24 protein-coding genes are annotated in these 22,708 nt (G+C 50.5%); 22 read left to right on the top strand and 2 right to left on the bottom strand.

Features of this window, described 5'->3' with window-relative positions; translation table 11 throughout:
- Positions 1-24: 24 nt before the first annotated feature.
- The 16 genes from L1F29_RS21645 (at position 25) to L1F29_RS21570 (ending at position 13,406) form a co-directional block, all read left to right on the top strand.
- Positions 25-780 carry an ABC transporter ATP-binding protein gene (locus tag L1F29_RS21645; RefSeq protein ID WP_258384120.1) on the top strand — a complete coding sequence of 252 codons (756 nt, stop codon included), beginning with the start codon at positions 25-27 and terminating at the stop codon, positions 778-780.
- Positions 781-1,100: 320 nt separating this feature from the next.
- A complete protein-coding gene (locus L1F29_RS21640; protein ID WP_258384119.1) occupies positions 1,101-2,594 on the top strand; it encodes an exo-alpha-sialidase in 1,494 nt (497 codons plus the stop codon).
- 25 nt (positions 2,595-2,619) lie between these two features.
- Positions 2,620-3,264: an adenylate kinase gene (locus L1F29_RS21635; RefSeq protein ID WP_258384118.1), complete on the top strand. Its 645-nt coding sequence runs from the start codon at positions 2,620-2,622 to the stop codon at positions 3,262-3,264.
- Between the two features lie 15 nt (positions 3,265-3,279).
- The gene (locus L1F29_RS21630; protein ID WP_258384117.1) at positions 3,280-3,807 is read left to right on the top strand and encodes a GNAT family N-acetyltransferase; all 528 of its coding nucleotides are present in this window, start codon (positions 3,280-3,282) and stop codon (positions 3,805-3,807) included.
- A gap of 22 nt (positions 3,808-3,829) precedes the next feature.
- Positions 3,830-4,351 carry a GNAT family N-acetyltransferase gene (locus tag L1F29_RS21625; protein ID WP_258384116.1) on the top strand — a complete coding sequence of 174 codons (522 nt, stop codon included), beginning with the start codon at positions 3,830-3,832 and terminating at the stop codon, positions 4,349-4,351.
- 1,046 nt (positions 4,352-5,397) lie between these two features.
- Positions 5,398-5,895, top strand: coding sequence for a GyrI-like domain-containing protein (locus L1F29_RS21620; RefSeq protein ID WP_258384115.1), 498 nt, complete (start codon positions 5,398-5,400; stop codon positions 5,893-5,895).
- Between the two features lie 380 nt (positions 5,896-6,275).
- Positions 6,276-6,986, top strand: a complete 711-nt coding sequence (locus L1F29_RS21615) for a class I SAM-dependent methyltransferase (protein ID WP_258384114.1) — start codon at positions 6,276-6,278, stop codon at positions 6,984-6,986.
- Between the two features lie 42 nt (positions 6,987-7,028).
- Positions 7,029-7,511 carry an NUDIX hydrolase gene (locus L1F29_RS21610; protein WP_258384113.1) on the top strand — a complete coding sequence of 161 codons (483 nt, stop codon included), beginning with the start codon at positions 7,029-7,031 and terminating at the stop codon, positions 7,509-7,511.
- A gap of 131 nt (positions 7,512-7,642) precedes the next feature.
- Positions 7,643-8,137, top strand: coding sequence for an NUDIX hydrolase (locus L1F29_RS21605; protein WP_258384112.1), 495 nt, complete (start codon positions 7,643-7,645; stop codon positions 8,135-8,137).
- A 272-nt stretch (positions 8,138-8,409) separates the two neighbouring features.
- On the top strand, positions 8,410-9,012 hold the full coding sequence (locus L1F29_RS21600; protein ID WP_258384111.1) for an HAD-IA family hydrolase: 603 nt from the start codon (positions 8,410-8,412) through the stop codon (positions 9,010-9,012).
- Between the two features lie 505 nt (positions 9,013-9,517).
- Positions 9,518-10,414 (top strand): IolE/MocC family protein, encoded by an 897-nt coding sequence (locus L1F29_RS21595; RefSeq protein ID WP_258384110.1) that lies wholly within the window; start codon positions 9,518-9,520, stop codon positions 10,412-10,414.
- A gap of 117 nt (positions 10,415-10,531) precedes the next feature.
- Complete coding sequence (locus L1F29_RS21590; RefSeq protein ID WP_258384109.1) at positions 10,532-11,170, top strand: hypothetical protein; 639 nt, start codon at positions 10,532-10,534, stop codon at positions 11,168-11,170.
- Positions 11,160-11,693, top strand: a complete 534-nt coding sequence (locus L1F29_RS21585) for a DinB family protein (protein WP_258384108.1) — start codon at positions 11,160-11,162, stop codon at positions 11,691-11,693. The genes L1F29_RS21590 and L1F29_RS21585 overlap by 11 nt, the downstream gene beginning before the upstream one ends.
- 22 nt (positions 11,694-11,715) lie before the next feature.
- Positions 11,716-12,423 (top strand): HAD family hydrolase, encoded by a 708-nt coding sequence (locus tag L1F29_RS21580; protein ID WP_258384107.1) that lies wholly within the window; start codon positions 11,716-11,718, stop codon positions 12,421-12,423.
- A 179-nt stretch (positions 12,424-12,602) separates the two neighbouring features.
- Entirely contained in the window at positions 12,603-12,935 is a 333-nt protein-coding gene (locus L1F29_RS21575; RefSeq protein WP_258384106.1) for a zinc ribbon domain-containing protein, read from the top strand.
- A 72-nt stretch (positions 12,936-13,007) separates the two neighbouring features.
- A complete protein-coding gene (locus L1F29_RS21570; RefSeq protein WP_258384105.1) occupies positions 13,008-13,406 on the top strand; it encodes a GNAT family N-acetyltransferase in 399 nt (132 codons plus the stop codon).
- A gap of 104 nt (positions 13,407-13,510) precedes the next feature.
- Here L1F29_RS21570 and L1F29_RS21565 read toward each other — a convergent pair whose 3' ends face one another.
- Entirely contained in the window at positions 13,511-14,554 is a 1,044-nt protein-coding gene (locus L1F29_RS21565) for an SIS domain-containing protein (RefSeq protein ID WP_258384104.1), read from the bottom strand.
- A gap of 202 nt (positions 14,555-14,756) precedes the next feature.
- Between L1F29_RS21565 and fba the strand changes: the two genes are divergently transcribed.
- Together fba and L1F29_RS21555 are read left to right on the top strand one after the other, a co-directional pair.
- On the top strand, positions 14,757-15,626 hold the full coding sequence (gene fba, locus L1F29_RS21560) for a class II fructose-1,6-bisphosphate aldolase (RefSeq protein ID WP_258384103.1): 870 nt from the start codon (positions 14,757-14,759) through the stop codon (positions 15,624-15,626).
- A 272-nt stretch (positions 15,627-15,898) separates the two neighbouring features.
- Complete coding sequence (locus L1F29_RS21555; RefSeq protein WP_258384102.1) at positions 15,899-16,840, top strand: carbohydrate kinase family protein; 942 nt, start codon at positions 15,899-15,901, stop codon at positions 16,838-16,840.
- Between the two features lie 116 nt (positions 16,841-16,956).
- Here the strand turns inward: L1F29_RS21555 and L1F29_RS21550 are convergent, their stop codons facing one another.
- Positions 16,957-17,751: an IclR family transcriptional regulator gene (locus L1F29_RS21550; protein ID WP_258384101.1), complete on the bottom strand. Its 795-nt coding sequence runs from the start codon at positions 17,749-17,751 to the stop codon at positions 16,957-16,959.
- 400 nt (positions 17,752-18,151) lie between these two features.
- Between L1F29_RS21550 and L1F29_RS21545 the strand changes: the two genes are divergently transcribed.
- From L1F29_RS21545 to L1F29_RS21530, 4 genes are all read left to right on the top strand, one after another.
- Entirely contained in the window at positions 18,152-18,742 is a 591-nt protein-coding gene (locus L1F29_RS21545) for a glycerol-3-phosphate responsive antiterminator (RefSeq protein WP_258384100.1), read from the top strand.
- A 206-nt stretch (positions 18,743-18,948) separates the two neighbouring features.
- Positions 18,949-19,734 (top strand): HAD-IIA family hydrolase, encoded by a 786-nt coding sequence (locus L1F29_RS21540; protein ID WP_258384099.1) that lies wholly within the window; start codon positions 18,949-18,951, stop codon positions 19,732-19,734.
- The gene (locus L1F29_RS21535) at positions 19,734-20,606 is read left to right on the top strand and encodes a metallophosphoesterase family protein (RefSeq protein WP_258384098.1); all 873 of its coding nucleotides are present in this window, start codon (positions 19,734-19,736) and stop codon (positions 20,604-20,606) included. The genes L1F29_RS21540 and L1F29_RS21535 overlap by 1 nt, the downstream gene beginning before the upstream one ends.
- A 125-nt stretch (positions 20,607-20,731) precedes the next feature.
- The gene (locus L1F29_RS21530) at positions 20,732-22,396 is read left to right on the top strand and encodes a beta-L-arabinofuranosidase domain-containing protein (RefSeq protein WP_258389766.1); all 1,665 of its coding nucleotides are present in this window, start codon (positions 20,732-20,734) and stop codon (positions 22,394-22,396) included.
- Positions 22,397-22,708 lie beyond the last annotated feature (312 nt).

Here is a 22,708-nt window from a genome sequence, read left to right as displayed (position 1 = left end):
CGAGCGGCCGGGAGTGAATGAATTTTGCTGAGCCTGAATCAAGTTTCCAAGCATTATGACAACAAGAAGCAAAGGCATGGGAAGCCGGTGCGAGCCGTCCATGAAGTAACTTTCGAGCTGCGGCCGAACGAAATATTCGCGCTAATAGGCGAGAGCGGATCGGGTAAATCTACGTTGGCCGAAATGATTGTCGGTCTGCAGAAGCCGACGGCGGGCTCGATCAGTTGGAGCGAACGGCCCTCTTCCGTCCAAATGGTGTTTCAAAACCCGGACCGTTCTATGAATCCTTATTGGAAAATAAAGGATATAATCGCAGAGCCGCTCATTCTAAGCAAGCACAAGAAGAAGGCCGCATTGGAGCAAGCGAGTCGGCTTGCCGAGAAGGTTAAGCTGCCGCGGGATATATTGGATCGCTATCCGACGGAATGCTCCGGCGGACAGAAACAGCGGATCGCGATTGCAAGAGCGCTTACGATGTCGCCTAAGCTGCTCGTAGCCGACGAAATCACTTCTGCGCTGGACCCTTCCATCGAAGCGGAAATCATGCAGCTGCTGCTTTCCTTGAAGCATGCGGAAGGGATGTCCATTCTCTATATCACGCATCGCATCGAGACGATCACAAGCTTCGCAGATCGTGTTGCCGTCATGAGGAACGGGGTGATCGAAGCGTTGGGTATGACGAATGACGTCCTGCTGCACTCCACATCCGCGTATACGCAAGCCTTGATGAATGCTTGCTTGTATGGAGACGATAAGCGAGGCGCCGGCAGCTTGGCGTGAGACGAATGTTGAACGAATTGAACATGGATCCTGTGCAGCGTGTATTTAATCCGTAAGTCTGGTATTACGAGTATTTCGTTGATATACTAAAGTCGCATCGCATCTGTCCTATCCTTTTCTTGTTGTTCCAACAATACGGGATGTACGGATGCTTTTTTTATTTTTAACTCCACGTTTGAACTCCAACTGCTTCTTCTTTTCAATTTAACCTATCGGATACGATCCAAACTATCATTCATTGCTAGATCAAACATCGCTCATTTGCTTCACAATTACACGAAGAATATGAAATATATCTCATATTTCAGGAGGAGTAAGAGATGTCCGGTTACGAAAACAATCGGCCTTGGAGCTTTCCGAGGACCGGCGATCTGTACAAATTTGCGGGGAGCGAAGCCGCGGGAACGGAGCTGCACATAACCCGCCTCGCGCCGGGGGACGGCAGAATTGAGCTGGATTGGCAGTACCAAGGGGACCGGACCGGATCGGGTCATGGCGGCTTGGCTTATCAGATCGCTTATGGACTGCGCGGCGAGAGCGATACATTAGTGATCACGTCTCAAAGCCTTGTACCCGCGGGAACGGTGCTGCACCGTGCATGTATTAATGGTCTTAAGAACGGAGCCGATTATGAGCTGACTGTTACTGCCGTCATTGCTGCCACCGGCGAACCGATTGCAGCAAGCGCAACGAGGTTGTTTCGCGCAGGGCCTATACCGGGAACGGTCATCAACTACATTCATCCGGAAGATTACGCTTACGGCTTCTCCGGCCGCTCGCCGGCCAGTCCATCCATCGCGCGGCTCCCCGACGGCAGGCTGGTCGCTTCCCATGACATCTATTGGGGGGAAGCCGGGCAGAACTTGAGCAAAGTGTTTAGCTCCGACGATAACGGGGAGAGCTGGTGGTTCATCGCCGACCTATACCCGTGCTTCTGGGGCAAGCTGTTCGTGCATCGGGAAGCGCTCTATATGCTGGCGACAAGCACCGAGTATGGCGATTTGTTAATCGGCCGATCCGACGATGGCGGCGAGACCTGGTCAGCCCCGGTACGCTTGATCGCAGGCGGTTCCAGAGAGACGGGCGGGCCGCATAAATCGTCAATGCCGGTCACGGTCCATAACGGGCGCATATGGTCGGCGATCGACTATGGTTCATGGTCGATCCAAGGGCTGCACGCATCGGGTGTCATCTCCGCTCCGGTCGATGCCGATCTGCTGGACGCCGCGAGCTGGACTTCGACGCCATTCCTGCCCTACGACAGCAATTGGACGAATGCGGTTAAGGGAGGCATACGTACGAATCTATTGGAAGGGAACGTCGTCGTAACGCCTGATGGCCGCCTGATCAATTTGCTGCGGTATGAATGCTATGGAGCCTCGCAGGAATACGGCAAAGCGATCTATTTGGAGATTGATCCGGCTGTGCCGGATGCGACGCCCGTATTCGGCAAAGTGATCGATTTTCCGAACAATAATAGTAAGTTCTCCGTCTATTTCGATGCTCCATCCGGTCTCTATTGGTCGCTTGTCAACCGGTATGTTGCTCATGTCGGTCAGCGCAATGTATTGACGCTCGTCTGTTCGAAGGACACGGAACAATGGCAGGTTGTGAAGGATATCATCGACTATGAGCGCAATGGCTGGGTCGAGGACTATAAGATGGTTGGATTCCAGTACGTGGACTGGATCGTTACGGGAGAAGACTTGTTGTTCGTATCGCGGACGGCGATTAACGGGGCGGCTAACTATCATAATGCCAACTATTTGACCTTTCATCGCATCGAGCGTTTTCGTTTTCTAGCGGAACAATGAAGTTATGGATAAAGGAGACGGATAGATGAATATCATCTTGCTGGGATTACCCGGCGCAGGCAAAGGAACGCAAGCCAAAATCATCATTGAACATCATCATATCCCGCATATCTCAACAGGAGAAATATTGCGGCAAGCCGCCGAAGCGCAAACGAAGTTAGGCCTTCTGGCCAAAGGATATATGAGTAAGGGGGAACTGGTTCCCGACGAAATCACGATAGGGATCGCAACGAACCGGCTGCGCGATGCGGATTGCCAGAATGGATTTCTGCTCGACGGCTTCCCCAGGAATGTCGTACAGGCGCAGGCGTTGAATGGTTTTATGATTGCCAATTCCAAGGTTATCGACCATGTGATCTATGTTGAGGTTAGGGAAGAGCTATTATTGGAGAGGTTAACCGGCAGAAGAACCTGTGCAGGATGCGGCGCAACCTACCATGTTGTCTATCAGCCGCCGCGCATACGGAATCAATGCGATCAATGCAGCGGGAAGCTAAAGCAGCGAGATGATGATCGGGAAGCAACGGTTAGAGAACGTTTAAGAATCAACAAGCACCTCACCGTCCAGCTCTTGGATTACTATAAGCCGGAGGGGAGCTTGCGAGTGATTGACGGCTCGAAGGGAATTAAAGAGGTAACCGAAGATTTGATCGGTTTATTCCGAATCTAGGGGGACTTTACGGATATGATTACGTTCAGAGAAATGCATCTTAAGGATGCCGACAGCATTCAACATATAGACCGGTCGGAGCGAATCGAACGAATTTACCGCATGAACAATGGCCAGCTTATCGAGATCGAAGCAGGGCATGAATGCGAGAATTGGAATGCCGGACAGGTGCAGGAGCTCATCCAACGGTTAAAACTCCAATTGGAGAATGGCGGAAAAGCTTACGGCGCATTCGACGGTGAGCTTCTGATCGGATTCGGGGTGCTGGCCTGCCCATTCAGGGGGAAGAACAACGATCAACTGCAAGTGGATCTCATGTATGTTTCAAGGAACTATCGGCGGCAAGGAATAGGCAGCCGAATCATGCAAGCATTGAGTCGAGAAGCCGTGGCCAGAGGGGCCAAATATTTATACATCTCCTCGACGGAATCGGAGTCTGCCGTTCATTTCTATCAACATTGCGGGAGTGAGCTAACGCACGAAGTCGATCCGGAATTGTTCGAGTTAGAGCCTGAAGATATTCATATGATAAAGAAATTATAGAGACGTCGGAGGATGATTCCTAATGACGACAGGAGAAGTTATCATACATGAAATCCATTCATTGGGTCCGGATATACGTCAAGAATTGGCGAAGTTATTAATCCAAGCGGTGGAAGATGGAGCATCGCTGGGATTCTTATCCCCTTTAAGCGATGAGGATGCCATGAACTACTGGGAGCAAGTAATCGCGCCTGGCGTCCTGATATGGATCGCGATGAAAGATCAGCGGATTGTCGGAACAATCCAGTTGCATCTTGCTATGAAGCCCAATTCGTCTCATCGTGCGGAAGTGGCGAAACTAATGGTGCATCCGGGTTCACGCAGAAACGGAATCGCCCGCTTGCTGATGCAATCCATGGAGGCAAGCGCCCGGCTGGAAGGGAGAACGCTATTGATATTGGATACTAGATCAGGCGATCCGTCCAATCTTCTATATCGTTCATTGGGTTATATTGAAGCGGGACGTATTCCCGACTATGCGAGATCATCCAGCGGGGAACTGCACGAAACGGTCCTGTACTATAAACAGATCAAAACTATATAAGTTGAATGAATGAACTTCAATTGTGCCTCGTACGGCACGATCCCTTGCGGACATACCGTCCGCTATTTCGCAGGAAACCCGACTATTATTTGGTGTTGCGGACCCTATGTCCGCTATTCGCCGCAAATACGGGGGATTGGGGCTGTTTCCCAATTAATTGCGGATTGAGGGTCCGTAAGTGCAATACAAAGGGCCGACAAGTCGAAATAGCGGATTCACGGTCCGTAACGATTGATACGCTCACCCCTGCGGGTTGCCGCTGACCGTCATGCCAGTTTGCCGCGGTTCGGCCATGCGAAACTTTCAATTTATATAGAAGTTGAATGAATGAAAGTTTAAGCGAGCAGAGCGGGATGAATCGTTCTGGAGACGTGCAGGCGGGCGCTCCTTTGATTGGATAAGGCATTGGATAAGGTAAAGGTAATGGCTATGGATGTGGAAGTGGATAAGGTGTGGATATGGCTTATTCTTGTATTTTATACAACAATGTGAAGGAAAAAAAACGGGTGATGCGGATATTGTTGTACATTGTACAAGAATTCCATCTACTTATCGGCTAATCCGTGATTTTGTAACGACATTGATGTATTAAATACAACAATTCGCCCCATTTGGGCTGCATGATGAAGTCATGTTGCACATTAAACAACACCTAGATTCCATACAAAAGCTTCGGTCGCACGAATCGAAAAGATAGACTGCCAGGTTATCCGCAGCAGCAGCTGTTCGGTGAAATACGCATGCTTCTTCGGGCTAAGCTCAGGCAACTGCAGCCATCTTTTGGGTATCTGTCTATGCAGCATGTTGTGTCTGGATCAACTTAAATCAATTTGCCATTCATATGATATTTACGATCACTACTCTATGCAGCAAACTGTCGTTGTTGTTCCCGGATTTCTGTAAAGCGTCCAGCGGTCTTCATCATCAGGAATAAAAGGAAAAGGTTTACAGGAGAACGTGTGTACGGTATATTAGTTGGGTGAATGCGGTTGGATTGGTATAAAGTTATCGTCATGCAAACCTATCGGGAGAGGCAGTGAGGAACGTTGAGCAATCCGTTAGGCAAGGGCGCAGCCGGGGAGGTTGAGCTGGTCCAACTGGGTGAATTGAAGATGGTCGGCATTCCGGTCATCGTTTCGTTCAAGGATGGGGATTTCGGCAAAATAGGGCAGACCAAGCAGCTGTTCCTAGCACGTAAAGGAGAAATCAAGCACACCGTGCATTCCGAGTGCTACTGGGCGCCGTGGTATAGCTGCGAAGTGATGTTCACTTACTTTTATTGTCTGGAAGTCAGTGAATTAGCGGATATTCCGGAAGGAATGCTAGGCTTCACGATACCTAAGGGGACGTATACCAAGGTGCGCTACGAAGGCCCGCATCCCGCGGATCCGGATCCTTATGCGGTTCTGGCTGCGTACAGGCAGGAGCATCATATGTCCGCTAAGGCTGATGGAATGGTACTGGAGAAGTATCCGTTCGATAAGGATTCGATACTGCAATGGTTATCCACGGAGGTATACGGTCCTGTTACGCTTCAGAGTTGATTGTTTTGAATATAGTGTAAGCTCTACAGGCCGCTTATGGTTCAGCGGTCTTTTTTTCAACATACTAATTTTAGCAGATCAGAGACTAGGAGATGAGCATGAATGACAAACCACGCTTATAAGATACTAGGGGCTGCATTCATGATAGCCGGTGGATTAATGTATACGGTTGAGCGATGTGTGGCCATGATATCGAACGCACTTGTCGTGTCCGGATTCGCGTCGAACGGAGCCACAGTTCCTAACAAGCCGGAATATCCCGGTTTTTTTGATAACTTCTTTGTCTGGCTCTTCTTATTGGTTGGATTCATCATACTAGCTTACGGCTTTCCTAAGAAAACAACGGGTTAAACCGACTACGGCTATAGGAATGGTGATCGATGAACATGATTTCAAGGGAACAGCACTATTTGCTCGATTCTGTCGTGAAGTGGTTTAATAAACCCGATCAAGTCGACCATTACGTGGATGAAATCCCGCAAGGCCCTACACCAGCCGAGAAGGCACTATTGGAGCAATTACCGCCGCCTTGTTCCGTATTGGATGCCGGATGCGGGGCCGGAAGAATCTCGGTATGGCTGGCGCAGCAAGGGTACAAGGTTACGGGAGTAGACGTTAGTCTAGCATTGATTGAGCAGGCCAGGCTGGCGCTGCCCGATAGGGTTCAGGTTGATTACAGGCATCTTAGCACGTTTCATTACCCTTTCCCGGACAACAGCTTTGACGCAATCATTTGCTTCAAGGTGCTGTGTTATATTCCTACGAAGGAGCTTCGCAACCAGTATTTGGATCATCTATACCGCATGTTGAATCCTGGCGGCACATGCTTGCTCACGCAGTATATTGTCCCCGAGGACTGCATCGGCGACGCGGTTGACGAGGATTACATGAATTCACCGGCGTCCAAATTTCAAATTATAGAGCGCGGCGATTGTTTTCCTTTATCTGAAGGTTACGTGCGCTGGTTTACCGAGTCCGATCTGGAAGAAGAATTAAGAGATTCCCCATTTAGGATCGCGTTCAACCTGAGCGACGAACATCACGGTGGTTCTGGATTCATGAGATTGATTATATTGGAGAAACAGGTATAGCGATGCAAAGCGTACATATCCCAGTAGAGGACGGTGCCCGAGATGTTTCTAGTCAATTCCCGCGCTATTATTGAGCGGATATTCAATGGCAGAGAAGAGATGGTCGTTCAAACTCGGAACAAGCCGGGCGGGCTTGAGCGGATTGAACTCCCCGGAGGGCGGATCGAACCGTATGAATCGTTCTTGCATGCGTTAATCAGGGAAGTCAAGGAAGAAACGGGTCTTGATGTCGTAGAAATCGAAGGCCAGGATGCGAGGATCGATACGGTCGGCATGAATCCGGAATTTGAAGTGGAATGTGTCCAGCCGTTCGGAGCTTATCAGACGACCAAGGGCCCATTCGATTCTGTAGGGTTATATTTTCGCTGCAAGGCAGAGGGCGAGCTATTGGAAATCGGCGACGATACGAAAAATATTCGTTGGGTTTCAGTAGAAGAAGTACAACGGTTAATGAATGAGGATCCCCTGCAATTTTCCGATGTGGACCGGGCGGGAATTCTATTCTATCTCAACAATAGAGGGTGAACCCTCTGCCGCGGAGTATAGTTGATGGAGGGAGAATGATACATATGAAAATATCGGTCATTCTAGGTCATCCGAACAAGGGAAGCTTGAATAAGCATTTTCCCATATTGAGCGAAGGGGGATAATCATTCATGATGATCTCTTATGCGAGTCAGTCGGGATTATTTCAATTCAGGGCGGCCAGTATCGTACTGTACCATAATAAGATTCTTCTGCAGCGTGCATCCGCGAATGAACGTTGGTTCATACCAGGAGGGCGAGTCGAATTCGGCGAAACCGCCGAGCAAACTATCGACCGCGAAATGCTCGAAGAATTCGGGGTGCCGATTCTCGAGAAGAAGCTTGTTTGGATAATAGAGAATTTAATTGAATTTCAGAATAAGAAGGTCCATGAAATCGCGATGTACTTTGCCGTCAGGCTGCAAGAGGATCATCCGATCCTGCAGCATGAGGGTGAATTTCTGGGTTTCGAAGAGGAATATGTCAATCGATGGGTAGATCTGAGCGATTTGGATGAACTGGAGATTGTGCCGGAATTTGTGGTGCCCGAGCTTAAGGCGTTGGATCTCGCTCAGGGAGTCAAGCATATCGTTAATCGAGGCGTTAGGAACTATTCGATCTCTTAGTTTTCACCACTGCATCTGTGGTGAGAACACCACGAATGGAGGGATATATAATTGGAAGCTATTGTTATGTTCGGATTAAGTTTATTGGTCGGGGCACTCATTATAAAAATTGGTATCGATAATTCGAAGAGCACACAATATTCGAGAGAGATTTTACAAGAATTACGGGACATAAAAGAAATGATGCAAAGTAACTCAAGGATTTGAATGTGCTTCATGGTCGGATCTATCGAAGCATTCATTAAAGCAGGGTAGCTGAAAAGAGGGAATCGATGAAACCGCAGCTTATATTGGATATTGCAGGCGTTCTTGTATCGAATCTCTCATCGGACTATTGGGGGGAGCTAGCCCATGCTGCCGGCATCCGAGTGGAGAACTTCAAACAGAGATTCAATGAGGAAATAAAGGCGGATCTCTGGACCGGGCGAATCGATGAGGGCGAGTTCTGGGCGTGGGTTAAGAAGCATTGGCCTGCTGTAGACATTCATCAAGCGCAGCTGTCATTAAGCAAACATCTCGTGCGCTTGCCTGCATATGAATATTTACCCCAGTGGAGTGAGGCTGCCGAGATTCATCTATTGAGCAATCATCGACATGAATGGTTGGCCCCACATCTTGAAGGAATTGAGCGCTATTTAACGAGCATGACGATTTCCAGTGTAGCGGGCTGCCGCAAGCCTGATCCCGTCATCTATGAGCGGGTTCAAGCCAAGTTGAATCCGCATGCTCCTGCGCTGTTTGTCGACGACCAGGAGCGAAATTTGGAGCCGGCGCGCAGCATAGGCTGGCGTACGTTGGCTGCCGACGAATCCGGGGAGTGGATTGCTCAAGTCGAAGCGTATTTGCAAGGCACTCTCTCGATTCCAACTGAATAATAGCAATAAGCATTTTTGCGAAACCGCCCCTTGGAGCCATTCAATCTGTTCGTGACAGGTGGATGGATCTACTGGGGTTCTTTATTATTGAAGCAACAATGAATCCAGTTGGAGGAGAAGAACTTCTTTGCCGGTAAGCTGGCATAAATATTGAATAGCTTACGATCATCGCGAACGATACGGGTTATACGGAATATGTGATCGATATGTCGACTGTTCCCGGGTGGACCGGTTCCCTCTATCAGCTGCGCGTCGACCCGGCCACGCTAAGATGCGTTCAGTAGTAGCTCTATTTAAAACAAGGCGCTGTGGAGTGTGGAAAGCATGATTTTGTACACAGCCTACCAGGCGGTATGGTAAAATATCCTAAAAAAGCGATCAGATGTGATGGAGATGGAATTGTTCATTTCATAGGTGAAGCCGGATGGTACAAGGTAGTCACATAATGCGCGGGTTAACGTTGACAGCATGATCGACAGCCCGATAAGGGAGCAGGAAGATGGGGATGAACCGTTTTTTAATCGGTCAGTACGGGATGTTCGATGACAAGAAGTATAAACGGGATTTCAAGCGTGCGTTCTATGGTATCGAAGCGTGTCTGTTCGAGCGGGAAGAGGATTTCAACAAGCTAATCAGGGAGTCGGAGGCGCATTCGTTTCAAATCGGCATTCATTTTCCGCTTCGGGCAGGGCGGGCTCCGCTGAGGGATGCGCTCTTCTTATCCCAGGATGAGGCTGTCAGAGAAGCCGCCTTCGAATTAGTCCATCAAGAATTGGCTTATTTGGCCGCAGCCAAGCCTGCCTATATCTTATTTCACTATCCCAAGCCTGTCCTGTTGGATCATCGGGTAGATTGGAGCGCCTGGCGGTTCGCCGATCCGGCTGAGTATGTGTATGACACGGATTACACATATGCGGAATTTACCGAGAAGAGCGACCGTCTCTTTCAATGGCTATCCGACCGAAGCCAAGAGTATGATTTTGTACCCGTATTGGAGTTCGACGCTCTTCACGAATACGTGTATCGAACGAACCTCCTGGAAGAGCTTCTGGCCAAATACCCCCGTATCAAACTGTGTTTGGATACAGGGCGATTGTTTCTGCAGGACAAGTGCGACCCTTTCTTCGACGCTCGGCACGTAATCAGGAAATTTGCGCGTTATGCGGAGGTCATTCACTTATGGAATCTCCAGTTTACGGACAGAATCGAGCACTATCATTACCCGGTCTTGCCCGAACAGTCTCCCGAGGAGGGCTGGGCTCCGATTGAAGCGTACTTGACGATCATACGAGAAGAAAACAATCACGTGAAGATTCAATTCGAGCATCGGTCCGATCTCATTCGTGATGATGATCTGGAGCGATGCTACGCCTGGGTAGATCAATTATTGAGCCGTTCATGAGCAGACGTTTGCATTTGGTAAATTTAGAAGCTAAACTTCCGTAACGGATTCGTCGTCTATGAAGTAGAATGCTATTTATTGGTTCATTTTATTACATGGGTACAAAGGAGCTTGACGATGGGATCACGCATCATGCATTATGCGATCACCGCTATTCTGGCCGATCGGCTGAAGATCGCCGACAGTCTGTTTCTACTGGGCGGCATTGCCCCAGATGTACATAAGCATATGAATGAAGCAAAGGAAAAATCGCATTTTCTCAAATGCGATTCGGAAGGGATCGGCTACGCGGATTACGGGAGCTTTTATGACAAATACCTTCGGGAGAGCGGCAGCGGCTCCGCGTCTGTGTTTCATCTGGGCTATTTTTTTCATTTGATCTCGGATGATATATGGTTAAAGGACATTTATTACAAGAAGATCAAGTGGCTGCCGCAGCCGGAGAAGAAAGAAGCTCAAGCCCAGTGTTACCGTGATTTTCGGCGTCTCAACGGCAAACTGATCGATCATTATCGACTGCAGCTGCGGACGTTGGACGTGCAGCCTGTTGCGATCGATGAGATCCACTATACGTTTCTTCCCGGTCTGATTCAGGATTTAACGGATGATTTCGACAGGATGGACATTCATAAGCATGAAGATCTTGAACTTCTTCAGTGGGAAGAGGTTATCGATTGTATCGAGCATTCAGCTGCGGCTTCGCTAACGGAGGCAGCTAATCGAATCCGTTTGGAGGGCATCCATAATGACAGATAAAGACAGGATTTATTTAATAGCCGATATAACGGGATATCCCCCGCAGATTAGCCGGCTGCTCTCCATGATGAATTACGCTCGCCATACTACCCTTCAAGCCGTTCACGGGTTGAAGGCCGAACAATTGGACGCCTTGATTGACGAGGACAGCAATTCGATAGGAGCCTTATTGCTGCATATGGCTGCCGTTGAGACGGCGTATCAAGCGCAGACCTTCGAAGACCGAGAATTGACTGAAGACGAGATGGCGGAGTGGGGACCTGCCCTGCAATTGGGTGAAGAAGGCCGGCGAGCAATCCGCGGTCATGATCTGGATTATTACCTGCAGCGGTTAAGTGATGTCCGCAACCGAACCTTGGATTTATTCAGAACGGTACCGGACGAATGGCTTGAACAGGAAGAAGACTTCTGGTATAACAAGCCGGCCAACTATTATTTCATGTGGTACCATGTGTTTGAGGATGAGATTAATCATAGAGGGCAAATACGCTTCATACGCAAAAGGATTCATTCGGCGGAGTAAGTCTCGAGCAGAAGGTTTAGTTGTGTTGAAACTTGAAGCCAAATTAGAAGGGGCCGATCAGATGAAGATTCGAGCCGTTCTCTTTGATTTATTTGAAACCTTGATAACCGAATTTGCATCTGGAAAGCGAAAGTCCAACCGCAGCTATGATTACCAGGCTCTGCTCGGATTGTCGAATGAAGATTATAAGAAGGAGTGGCGGGCAAGGCAGGAGCAGCGAATGTCCGGATTTTTCCCGGATTACAGAGCCGTCCTTAAAGACATATTGCTCGCGCGTTCGTTACCTTATCATGATTCCGTTGTGAATACGTTGTATGAAGAGCGGGTCCGCGAGAAGCAGCTCCCGTTTCAGTCGGTAGAGCCCGATATTAAGCGGTTACTGGACAGTTTGAAGAACCGGAAGCTGAAGCTTGCTCTAGTTAGCAATTGCACCGAAGAAGAAGTGAAATACTGGCAGGATAGCGGGCTTGCCGCGTATTTCGATACGGTTATTTTCTCCTATGAAGCCGGTTGTGCCAAACCGGATCAACGCATCTATGAGCTGGCTTGTTCCAGACTTGCCGTGCGGGCGGATGAATGCTTCTTTGTTGGCGATGGCGGCTCGAATGAGCTCGAAGGAGCCGAACGCGCAGGGTTGAATCCGCTTCATGCAACCTGGTTTAATACCTTCATCGAATCCAAGTACAAGAAGCTGACGCATCCGAATGAATTGCTTCAGGAGTTGGATTGAAGCGCGGCGGAACAGCAAGGGAAGAAAGAACATTCTGCCGTCGAAGGCGGGCTAGGTGCAAATCATCGCTTCATTATAAAGATGGGATGTGAATTGCCGTGATCGAATGTCCGTGGTGTCAACATAACATCGAAATTGAGAATGGGCGATGCCCGAAATGCCGCAGGAAGCTATATGAAGTGTCTGACGATGATTTTCCAAATGCGGATTCGGCGCAAGAGGAGCAGGGCTTTGAGACGATTACGGCGGATGACGGCGGGAACAGCTCTCTCGGCGTGGAGGAACTTCTGGCTGAGAACTTCAAATGCTCCAAATGCGGCGGTGAAGAGTGCAGCGTCCAAGAAGTCGCGATGACGGGTACGGGCTTGAGCAAGCTGCTTGATATTCAGCATCATCACTATTTGTATGTATCCTGCGAGAACTGCGGATTTGTTGAAATATACAATCCTGACGTGCTTCGGCGTATGAAGTCGGGAACCATGGGAACGGTCTTGGACACGTTCTTCGGATAGCGGAATGGAACCCGGACAGACGAGACATAATGGCTGAAATAAAACTCGCGCTAAAAAGAGAGGGTGTAAGCGATGATTACCTATAGCGAGGATAAGCAGCTTCGCGCGATCGATGTTGCACAAGTGTTCCGAAGCTCCGGCATTAAGCGGCCCTATGAGGATCTGGAGCGGATTCAGCGGATGATCGATCATTCGGACATCATGATTAGCGCATGGGCGGGGAACAACAGGCTGATTGGTCTTGCAAGGGCGGTTACGGATTATTCGTACTGCTGTTATCTGTCAGATTTGGCGGTCGATAAGGAATATAAGAATCAAGGGATCGGCCGGGAGCTTGTCCGAAGGCTGCAGGCCGTATCGGGTGACGAATGCTCGCTCGTGCTGCTCTCCGCACCCGGTGCCGTAGACTATTACCCGCGTCTCGGATTCGAGCATACCGATAAAGCTTTTGTCATGGCAAGGAAGAGATAAGATAAGATTCATGAAGTACCACGCACGCTTCAGATTATAAAAGAGGCTCCGCCTAGGTTGACTTAGGCGGAGCCTCTTTTGCTATTTGTTTCATGCAAGCGCGATTACAGCTTCACCCAAGCGGTCAGGCCGTCCGGCTGATCAGGATTGATGCCTTGACGCTCAGCGCTGCTTAATGCCGCGATTTGCGGAATGAAGATGAACGGAATGCCTTGTGCGGCGATATCCAGCTCCGTATCGGAAATGATCGCGAGGTCGACGAGATCCGCCGGTACGACACTTGCGTGATCGCCGAATGCGATAATTTTGGCACCGCGATTCTTGATATCCTGCATCAGCTTGTGTTGATGCTCCGAGCCGTCCTTCGTTAACGCTGCGATGACGAGCGTATCAGGGCCGACGGTGACCATCGGTCCGTGGCGAACATCAAGCAGATGGTGCGATTGCGCCTGTACTTTAGCGATCTCGGTCAGGGCAATGGCGCCTTCGGATGCCAGGCCTTGGAGTTCTCCGTCCGCAAGGACAACGGCATTCGTCCATTCGAAATCAGCCGTCTCGCGGATGGCGTTCTCCACGCGTGCCATATAAGACTCGCCTTGGCTGATGGCGGTGCCGATGCTCTCGATCAGGCTCTCGTCGTTGCCGAGGAAAGCGGCAATCATGAGATTCGCGACATATAGATTCGTAATGTTGCGGGTTTGGCAGACGCTGTGATCGAATGCCCAAGGAAGCTCAAGCGCAAAGTCCGCTTTCTGCGACAGCGGCGAGTTCGTCACGCTGGAAATCGCAAGAACGGGAACGGGCTTCACCGCTTGGATGAGCTTTACCGCTTCAACGACTTCGCTTGTGCTTCCGGAACGCGATGGGGCAACAAGCAGCGTTTTCTCAAGCAGAGCTTCATAGCGCTTCGTATTCAGCATGAGATCTCCGCCGGCAAGTGCCATAGAAGGCAGACCTGCACGCAAGCGGTTGGAGAATGCAGCCGATTTGCTAAGGCAGTAGCTGGAGCCGCAGCCTACATATGTGATGGAAGTAATGCCGTGTTTTGCGATGAAGCTTACGATATCCTCACGATTGGACTTCATGTAATCATAGGTCTGCTTAAGCGCGGTGTACTGCTGCTTGACTTCGTTATAAGTTAAACTCATGAGAAAAGGGCCCTCCTTGAATTGTGGTTTTCCGTGTATAAGAATGGCATGAACCTAGTGACAGTTTAATTCATATTCCTGATTATTTCAATCAAATGAAAAATAAATTCAAAAAAAGATTGAAAAAATCAGAATTGAAATTTATGATTATGCTATAGATTACGCAAGCAAGTCTGTGAGACCCACGAGGAGGAACTCAATTATGCCACTTATTTCGTCGACTCAAATGCTTCAAACCGCAAGAAAGAACAACTATGCGGTAGCTGCATTCAATGTGCATACGCTGGAAATGCTTCAGGCTGTCGTTGAAGCCGCTCAAGAGACGCAATCGCCGTTGATCATTCAATCCACCGTCGGTACGGTTAAACATCTGGGGCCCGATTATATCGCGGCGGCTGCAACGGTTGCGGCCAACCGGACAGGCCTGCCGATTGCGCTGCATTTGGACCATTGTACGGACTTTCCGCTGCTTGTTCAATGTATCCGTGCTGGCTATACATCCGTAATGATCGATGCTTCCATGCATACGTTCGAAGAGAATGTCGCCCGTACATCGAAAGTAATGGAAATTGCGGCAGCGGCCGGCGTTAACGTCGAAGCTGAGCTTGGCAAGGTAGGCGGCGTCGAGGATGACATCGTTGTCGATGAACGCGATGCGCTGCTTGCAGATCCGGATGAATGCGTGCAATTCGTTGAACGTACGGGCGTGAATACGCTGGCGCCGGCAATCGGCACGGCACATGGCATTTATAAAGGCGATCCGAATATCGACTTTGCTCGTATCGGCGAAATCGCCTCCCGTATCGAGACACCGCTCGTGCTTCATGGCGGATCCGGTATTCCAGCGGATCAAGTGAAGCGCGCCGTCTCCCTGGGGATGGCGAAGATGAACATTGCGACGGAGCTTCGCATCGCATTCTCGGATGCAATTAAAGCTATATTTGCTCAGTATCCGGACGAGAATGATCCGCGCAAATATATGGTCCCGGCCAAGGAAGCCGTGAAACGGCTTGCTATTGAAAAGATGGAGCTTTGCGGATGCATCGGCAAAGCCGGCGAAGTGAAATCATAAATAGAAGCGTTAATAATACGAAAGACACTTGAATAAGCTGCGCTGGCCGAAGGCCAGCGCTAACGCTTCTTCAGAAGCATTCATCCTGCAATGACTTGTTAAATCATTTTTTTGGATTCATAAAAATGAAACCTTTCCTGGTTTGAGCAAGCAATCTTCCTCTAACTCAAGGAAAGGTTTTTTCTGTGCAGCTGCCGAATAAGATTTGTGGCACTTCGTCTCTGAAACGAGCGGCCGCTCGGAGATCGGGCAATGATATGGGAGGGCTAGAAGTGAAGACGATTTATGTGCTCGGTGAATTGAATGTCGATATGATCGTTACCGGATCGGACGTCATGCCGGAGTGGAACCGGGAGAAGCTTGTGGATTCATTCGATCTCGTGCTTGGTTCCTCATCCGCCATTACTGCTTGCGCGCTGGTAGGGCTGGGAATGGATGTCCGTTTTGTCAGTGTGGTGGGCGAAGATGACTTCGGACGCTTCTGCATCGAACAGCTGCAGGGCAAAGGTGTGAATACGGAGCATGTCAAACGGGACGCGAGCAGGAAAACGGGCGTAACGATCTCGTTATCCACGCAGAAGGACCGGGGATTGCTCACATATATGGGGAGCATAGCGGCGCTAACTCCGTCCGATATTCCGGCGGCGGTGTATGGGGAGGCGGCACATGTCCACTTCGGCTCCTACTTTCTGCAGGATGGCATGCGGCCGCATTGGCAGCAGCTGTTTCAACAGGCAAGACAGAAGGGCATCACGACCTCCTTCGATACGGGCTGGGATGTGCACCAGATCTGGTATCGGGATCAGATTCACCAATTGCTTCGCGAGACGGACCTCTTTATTCCGAGCGAAGATGAGCTGCTGCATATTTACGGCGTGTCCAAGCTGGATGAGATATGGGGGCTTCTGCCTGACGATCGTCACATGGTCGCGGTGAAACGCGGGTCGGCAGGCGCTGTACTTATGACGCGAGACGGACAGCGCGAATCGGTCAATGCCTATCGGATTACGCCGGTCGATACGACAGGGGCGGGCGATTCGTTTAACGCGGGCTTGATTGCGGGGTATTTGAACGGGAAACGCGGCAAGGAGCTCTTACTGTTTGCAAGTGCTTGCGGAGCGCTCGCAACCCAGGCTGTCGGCGGCGTCGGGCGGGTATCGTCGCTGCAGGATGTCGAGTCTTTTCAACGCACTCATTCATTAAGGGACGAATAACAATGATTCGAAGGGGCTGTTCTTAAACGTCATTGAACATGACGGAAGAGCAGCCCCTTCTTATTGTTAAGCCCGAATCGTTTGTTCCGATTCGCTATGTTCTCATGATGGCGTAACTACGCCTGATTCGACTCGTGAGGCTGGTAGAACAGGCTTAGGCTCAGCTCCTTGGCGCCCTGGGTTACCCATGCCTTAGCCTTCTCCCAGATTTCCGGCGTGAAGCGGGCCGCCGGTATGGAGATACTCATTGCGGCTGCAGCATCGCCCTTCGCATTGCATATTGGAGCTGCGACACACTGGACGCCTTGTATCGCTTCGCCATAGCTGTATGCTAGTCCTTCCTGGCGTATTTCTTCCATCTGCTTCAGCAATTGTTCGCGCTCTTGAATGGTTCCATCCGTTAATTTCCCCAGCTGATTGCTCGGGAACAGCCCGTAAATTTCCTGATCCGTCAGCTTGCTCAGCATGGCCTTGCCCATTGCGGTCGAGTGGATCGGCAGCTTCATTCCCATGTGGGAGACGAAGCGGACGGGATGGCTGCTCTGCTTCTCCGATACATATAGAATCATATCCTTCTCTCGAATCGACAGGAAAGCCGCTTCATTGATATCTTGGACGATTTTTTGCGCGAAGTTTTGGAATTGGGAGATGAGATCGGTATTCTGGGAATACTTGGTAGCGATTTCGAGCACCTTGTAGCCAAGCTTGAACATCTTCTCGCTGACGTCCGTCTCCAGATAACCGCGGGCAAGCATGTTCTGCAAAATCTTGTATGTGCTGCTTGTCGGCATATCCAGCTTTCTTGCGATTTCCACCAAATTTATGGAATGCTGCTCCACGGCCAGCAGCTCTAATATATCAAGGACGCGGTCGGCAGACTTAACGACAGAAGTTTGCTTAGGGGTTGTCAATCATTTACCTCCTCGTAAAAAGCATTTCTTTATTGAAAATAGCGATTTTTATTAATGTACTATGTTTATATTCAATTGTCCACTGATGACTGTGGCGCGGATCTCCTGGTTCACAAGTCGCTTCTGCAGGTGCGTTCGAATGCCGGTCACGATATTATGTCTGGGATCAGTAACCTGCCAGCAGCCTTTTATCAAATGCATGACTTATCTGAACGGAACAGCATCCCGGAATAACGGGGTGCTTATTTGTTCGCAGCGGATTAGAGTTTTCCGAGTCCCTACATACATTTTCATGTATAATAGCATGGGAATGGACCGGTCATCGCCTGTTCATCGGATGTATTCTTCATGACTATAGCGTTCTTGTCATGCCAAGTCATTCAAGAGGGGAGCTGCGGAAATGCCATTATTGCATCGAATTGGACAAAAACCGATCATAGCCGCCGTTAGAAGCAGGGGCGATACCGAAGCAGCACTTAACAGCGGCGTCGATAATTTGTTCTTCATGGGCGGCAGCGTGTCGGACGTCATTCAATCGGCAAGGGAATGTGCGGAAGCGGGGAAGGGCGCCTTCCTCCATATCGACTTGATCCGCGGCTTATCCAGTACGGACAAAGAGACGCTTCAGTTCGTGAAGGAGTACATAGGGGCGGACGGCATCATCACGCCTAAGAGTCATCTCATCAAGGAGGCCGCGAAGAACGGGCTGTACGCAATCCTGCATTTATTCGTCCTGGATTCGTTGGCGCTTGAGAACGGATTGAAACTGGCTCGTACGACGGAGCCAGACGCCATCGAAATCATGCCCGGCCTGATGAGCAAGGTCATCACCCGGTTCACGGAAGAGCTGCCTGAAATACCGGTCATTGCAAGCGGACTGATTCAGACCAGACAGGAAGCTGCCGAGAGTATACAAGCCGGCGCCACCTCGCTATCAGTCAGTGAGCAAGCGCTATGGCCGCTCACTTTTCGCGATCTAGAGGATTTGTAATTGACTTGCTTAAGATTAACCGATATATTCGTAGTGTCGACTTATACCATAACGAGCAGCGGATAAGAGAAAGCTCCGAAGCGATAAGAGGCGTGTTCACGCGCGCCCATAATCGCCCGGTCTTTCTCTTTTTTTGTTGCCTTGCGTAAGGAAGAGAGAGGAGGAGCATTGTTATTTGGCAGGCTTCGGACGTATATTTCTTTGATTTGGACGGGACGCTCTATTATCGCGACCGGCCCGCTCCGGGTGCACAGGAGCTGTTGAATTACCTTCGCGGGAACGGGAAGAAGGTCGGGTTCATTACGAACAATTCCCGGAATACGGCGGGCGAAATCGCTCGAAAATTATTTGGAATCGGCATTTTCGCTCAACCGGACGAGATCGTAACGGCAACGGATGCGGTTGGATCATACCTTATGGGGCAGTATGGTCCGCTGAAGGTGAAGGCGGCCGGCTCGCAAAGCATGCAGCAGGCGATTGCGGAGAAGGGGCATCGCATCATCCCGCTGCCTTCGGCTGAACAGGCCGATGTCATTGTACTAGGAAGGGATACAGACTTCTCATTCGATAAGCTGCAGCAGATCGTGAATGACGTGGAGCGCGGCGTAAAGCTGGTTGCGACAAATCCGGATTTGTATCATCCCGGGCCCGGAGGCAGCAAAATACCGGAAACGGGAGCTCTGGCGCGGGCGATAGAAGCGATTACCGGTCAGCCGGTACCGTCGATCGGCAAACCTGGTCCATACCTATTCGAGTGCGCCATGAATAAATATGGCGCAGAGGCCCGGCATTGCACGATGGTCGGCGATAATCTGGAAACGGATATCGCAGGCGGCGTACGTGCAGGCATGAGAACGATCTGGCTCCGGTCGGGAGGCATGAATCAAACGTTAACGGGGGGCGATGCTTCCGTGCCGATTCCGGACGTCATTATCGAACGTATCGAGCAATGGTCATATTTCAATAAGAACGATGAGTGGAGGTCCGATTAATGAAGGATATGACGATCGAGACAAGTGCATTGGAAGAAACGGTAATCGGCATTCCGGGACTTCGGCGCGAGATGAAGCTTCTGCATGTGACAGATTCCCATTATTCGGAAGCGGACGACAGGGATGAAGAACGTATCGTCGCCGATGCGGAGCGCTGCCGTCAGGTATATGGGGGACGGGCGATGGAACACTTCCAGCAGGCCATTCGCCACAGCAACGAGTGGCAAGCTGAATGCACCATATTTACAGGCGATATCGTTCAGTTCCCATCTGTCCGGAATATTGAGATACTCGAAGAGCAGTTCGGCCGACTGGATTCGCCGTACTTGTATACGCTCGGGAATCATGACTGGCTGTTTACCCACCATCATCCGCATGATGAGCTGAGGCTGTCGGTATACCCGATGTTCAACAAAGTCACGGCCGGGAACCCCTCTTACGGGGTGATGAATCTTGATGGCGTGAAGCTAATCGTTCTGGACGACAGCAATTATCAAATCAACGGGGAGCAGCTGCAATTCGTCAGGCGGCAGCTGGCTGAAGGCATCCCGACGCTGCTCTTCTTCCACATTCCGATGTATTTGCCTACCCTTGCGGACAAGACGCTTGAGATATGGCGCGATCCGATTATGCTGAATGCGCCCGGATGGGCTGCGGATGCGAGAGAGCGCTGGGGGCTTCGCGAAGCTGAAGAGTCTACGCAACAGTTCCATCGGATGATTACGGAAGTTGAATATCCGAACATCGCCGGCATTTTTTGCGGGCACCTTCATTTTCCGCACCGCGATGCTTTCGCAGAGGGCCGTTACCAGTACGTGACGAAGGCGGGCTTTGACGGGGGTTTCAGACAAATAACGTTACAGCCCTTATGAGTAGGAACGGGGTAGAATGAAGCGAAAAGGAGAGTTCGATTTTCATATGGTAGGAATTTCTAGATTCGATGTCGAACAATGAAAGCAACGACAAGATGAAAGGGAGGCGATTCCTGTTGAAGACAATGGCATGGCAAGATCTGAAGATAGAGGGCACAGCCTATAAACGGGCGATGTTGAGCTTCGACCGGATGGAATCGGAGCCGTACGAGCCGGATGCGGTGTTTAAGGAAGCCTCGTATGATTGGCCTGGCGATTGGGAGGGGCGGTCGATTCTCGCACTGGTACTGCTGGCTCAAGCGACGCATAGGGAGCCGGTACATTTGGCTGAGATCATGAGGCGTTTGCCGTCCAGGTTGAATGAGAAGGGCTTCTTCGGACCCGTGTATGCGGCTGGAACCATAGACGAGCAACAGCTGTCCGGAAACAGCTGGTTTCTACGTTCGATGGCTGAGCATTATTTATGGAAGAAAGACGCCTTCTCCTTATCCGTGGTCGAAAATATGACGGAATATTTGCTTCTCCCGGCTAGGGGCTACTATGCGGATTACCCGGTCTTGCCGGAGCAGCGGGTATTCGAAGGGGAAGCGATCGGAGAGCTGCAGAAGGAGAAGGTCGGAGCATGGCGCTTATCTACCGATATCGGATGCGCGTTCATCATGCTGGATGGCGCTACTCAGGCTTATCAAATATTGAAGCGGCCGGAACTGGGGGAGCTCATTGACGAGATGATCGCCAAATTCATGACAATCGATTTATCAGGCTTGTCGTTCCAAACCCATGCGACGCTGTCCGCGACACGGGGGCTGCTGCGTCATTATGAAACAACCGGGAATGGAGCCTTGCTGCGCAAAGCCGAGGATATCTTCAAGCTCTATATAAAGGAAGGCATGACAGAGACGTACGCCAATTACAACTGGTTCGGCCGGCCGGAATGGACGGAAAGCTGCGCGGTGGTCGATTCATTCATGGTTGCCGTAACCTTATGGAAACATACGGGCAAGCCGGAGCTGCTTGATATGGCCCATCATATTTATTATAACGGCATGGGTTACGGGCAGCGCCCGAACGGCGGATTCGGCTGTGACGTCTGCACGGGCGCCCATGGCGAATTGTCGATTGCGCCCAAGTCGGAAGGCATGTTCGAAGCGTTCTGGTGCTGTACGATGCGCGGCGGCGAAGGTTTATCCAGATCGGTCGAATATTGCTACGAATATGAAGAGGGACGGATTGTCGTCCCATTCTATTCGGATAGTGTTGGCCGGTTTGCGATGGATGGCGGCGCATTGTCGATCAGCCAGCGCACCGCTTATCCTTATGATGGTTACGTCTCGCTGGAAATAACGGAATCCTCGCGGACGGAGTCCTTTGTCGTCGAGCTATATGTACCGGGATGGGCGGACGCTTCCGCGATGAAGCTGAAGGTGAACGGCGAAGCGAGAGATGCGGTCATTCGGGAAGGCTTCGCGGCTGTCACGCTGGAGCCCGTCATCGGAGCGACAGTCGAGCTGACCTTCCCGATTGAGCTGAGGGTCAATCGGGTGGAGGGAGACTATAGCATGAAGGAGGCCCATTCCTACCGGCATGGAGTTTTGCTGCTCGGTGTAGACGGTGCGGACCCGGAACAAGAACATGTCGGCGTCTCAGCGGCAATCGAGCCGCTTGGCTATGGCGTATATCGGATCGCTGACGGTTCGGAGCGAATCTTGAGTCCGATCAATGACATCATCGACAAGCCGATGGCCGAAGCCATAGCGAATCGCAAGCAAGTGCTGTTTCGCGTCCAATAAGCCCGCATCACGGCTCATGCACAAGGAAGCCTGACATACGTGCGGCTGCCTTCAGTGTGATACTGTTCGTTTGCCGTTAGTTGCGCGTGGGCTGCGAGGGCGGTATATTGATGTAGGTCAAGTCCAGCTTCAGCTGTAAGAGCGAAAAACGGCGTTACAGCCTGTCGAGAGGCTGGACGGGTGAGCTGAAAGACCGAAAAAGGGACTTACAGCCGCCGAAGACTTTATAAGCAGCCGGTCGCAATCATTAATAACCCGAAGTGTAACGCATTTATACGGCTCGACATAAAATAAACTGCGCCAGTCAGCCTA

It is taken from the genome of Paenibacillus spongiae (genome assembly GCF_024734895.1).
In the GTDB taxonomy this organism is placed as follows: domain Bacteria; phylum Bacillota; class Bacilli; order Paenibacillales; family Paenibacillaceae; genus Paenibacillus_Z; species Paenibacillus_Z spongiae.
Note: the sequence above shows the minus strand (reverse complement) of the source record. Positions and strands in the feature narration are given on the sequence as shown.

Coding starts and splice junctions, on each gene's coding strand:
- L1F29_RS21600 (WP_258384111.1), top strand. CDS start 8,410: ATGAAACCGCAGCTTATATTGGATATTGCAGGCGTTCTTGTATCGAAT.
- L1F29_RS21590 (WP_258384109.1), top strand. CDS start 10,532: ATGGGATCACGCATCATGCATTATGCGATCACCGCTATTCTGGCCGAT.
- L1F29_RS21530 (WP_258389766.1), top strand. CDS start 20,732: ATGGCATGGCAAGATCTGAAGATAGAGGGCACAGCCTATAAACGGGCG.
- L1F29_RS21605 (WP_258384112.1), top strand. CDS start 7,643: ATGATGATCTCTTATGCGAGTCAGTCGGGATTATTTCAATTCAGGGCG.
- L1F29_RS21595 (WP_258384110.1), top strand. CDS start 9,518: ATGAACCGTTTTTTAATCGGTCAGTACGGGATGTTCGATGACAAGAAG.
- fba (WP_258384103.1), top strand. CDS start 14,757: ATGCCACTTATTTCGTCGACTCAAATGCTTCAAACCGCAAGAAAGAAC.
- L1F29_RS21535 (WP_258384098.1), top strand. CDS start 19,734: ATGAAGGATATGACGATCGAGACAAGTGCATTGGAAGAAACGGTAATC.
- L1F29_RS21570 (WP_258384105.1), top strand. CDS start 13,008: ATGATTACCTATAGCGAGGATAAGCAGCTTCGCGCGATCGATGTTGCA.
- L1F29_RS21545 (WP_258384100.1), top strand. CDS start 18,152: ATGCCATTATTGCATCGAATTGGACAAAAACCGATCATAGCCGCCGTT.
- L1F29_RS21615 (WP_258384114.1), top strand. CDS start 6,276: ATGAACATGATTTCAAGGGAACAGCACTATTTGCTCGATTCTGTCGTG.
- L1F29_RS21640 (WP_258384119.1), top strand. CDS start 1,101: ATGTCCGGTTACGAAAACAATCGGCCTTGGAGCTTTCCGAGGACCGGC.
- L1F29_RS21610 (WP_258384113.1), top strand. CDS start 7,029: ATGTTTCTAGTCAATTCCCGCGCTATTATTGAGCGGATATTCAATGGC.
- L1F29_RS21635 (WP_258384118.1), top strand. CDS start 2,620: ATGAATATCATCTTGCTGGGATTACCCGGCGCAGGCAAAGGAACGCAA.
- L1F29_RS21630 (WP_258384117.1), top strand. CDS start 3,280: ATGATTACGTTCAGAGAAATGCATCTTAAGGATGCCGACAGCATTCAA.
- L1F29_RS21585 (WP_258384108.1), top strand. CDS start 11,160: ATGACAGATAAAGACAGGATTTATTTAATAGCCGATATAACGGGATAT.
- L1F29_RS21565 (WP_258384104.1), bottom strand. CDS start 14,554: ATGAGTTTAACTTATAACGAAGTCAAGCAGCAGTACACCGCGCTTAAG.
- L1F29_RS21625 (WP_258384116.1), top strand. CDS start 3,830: ATGACGACAGGAGAAGTTATCATACATGAAATCCATTCATTGGGTCCG.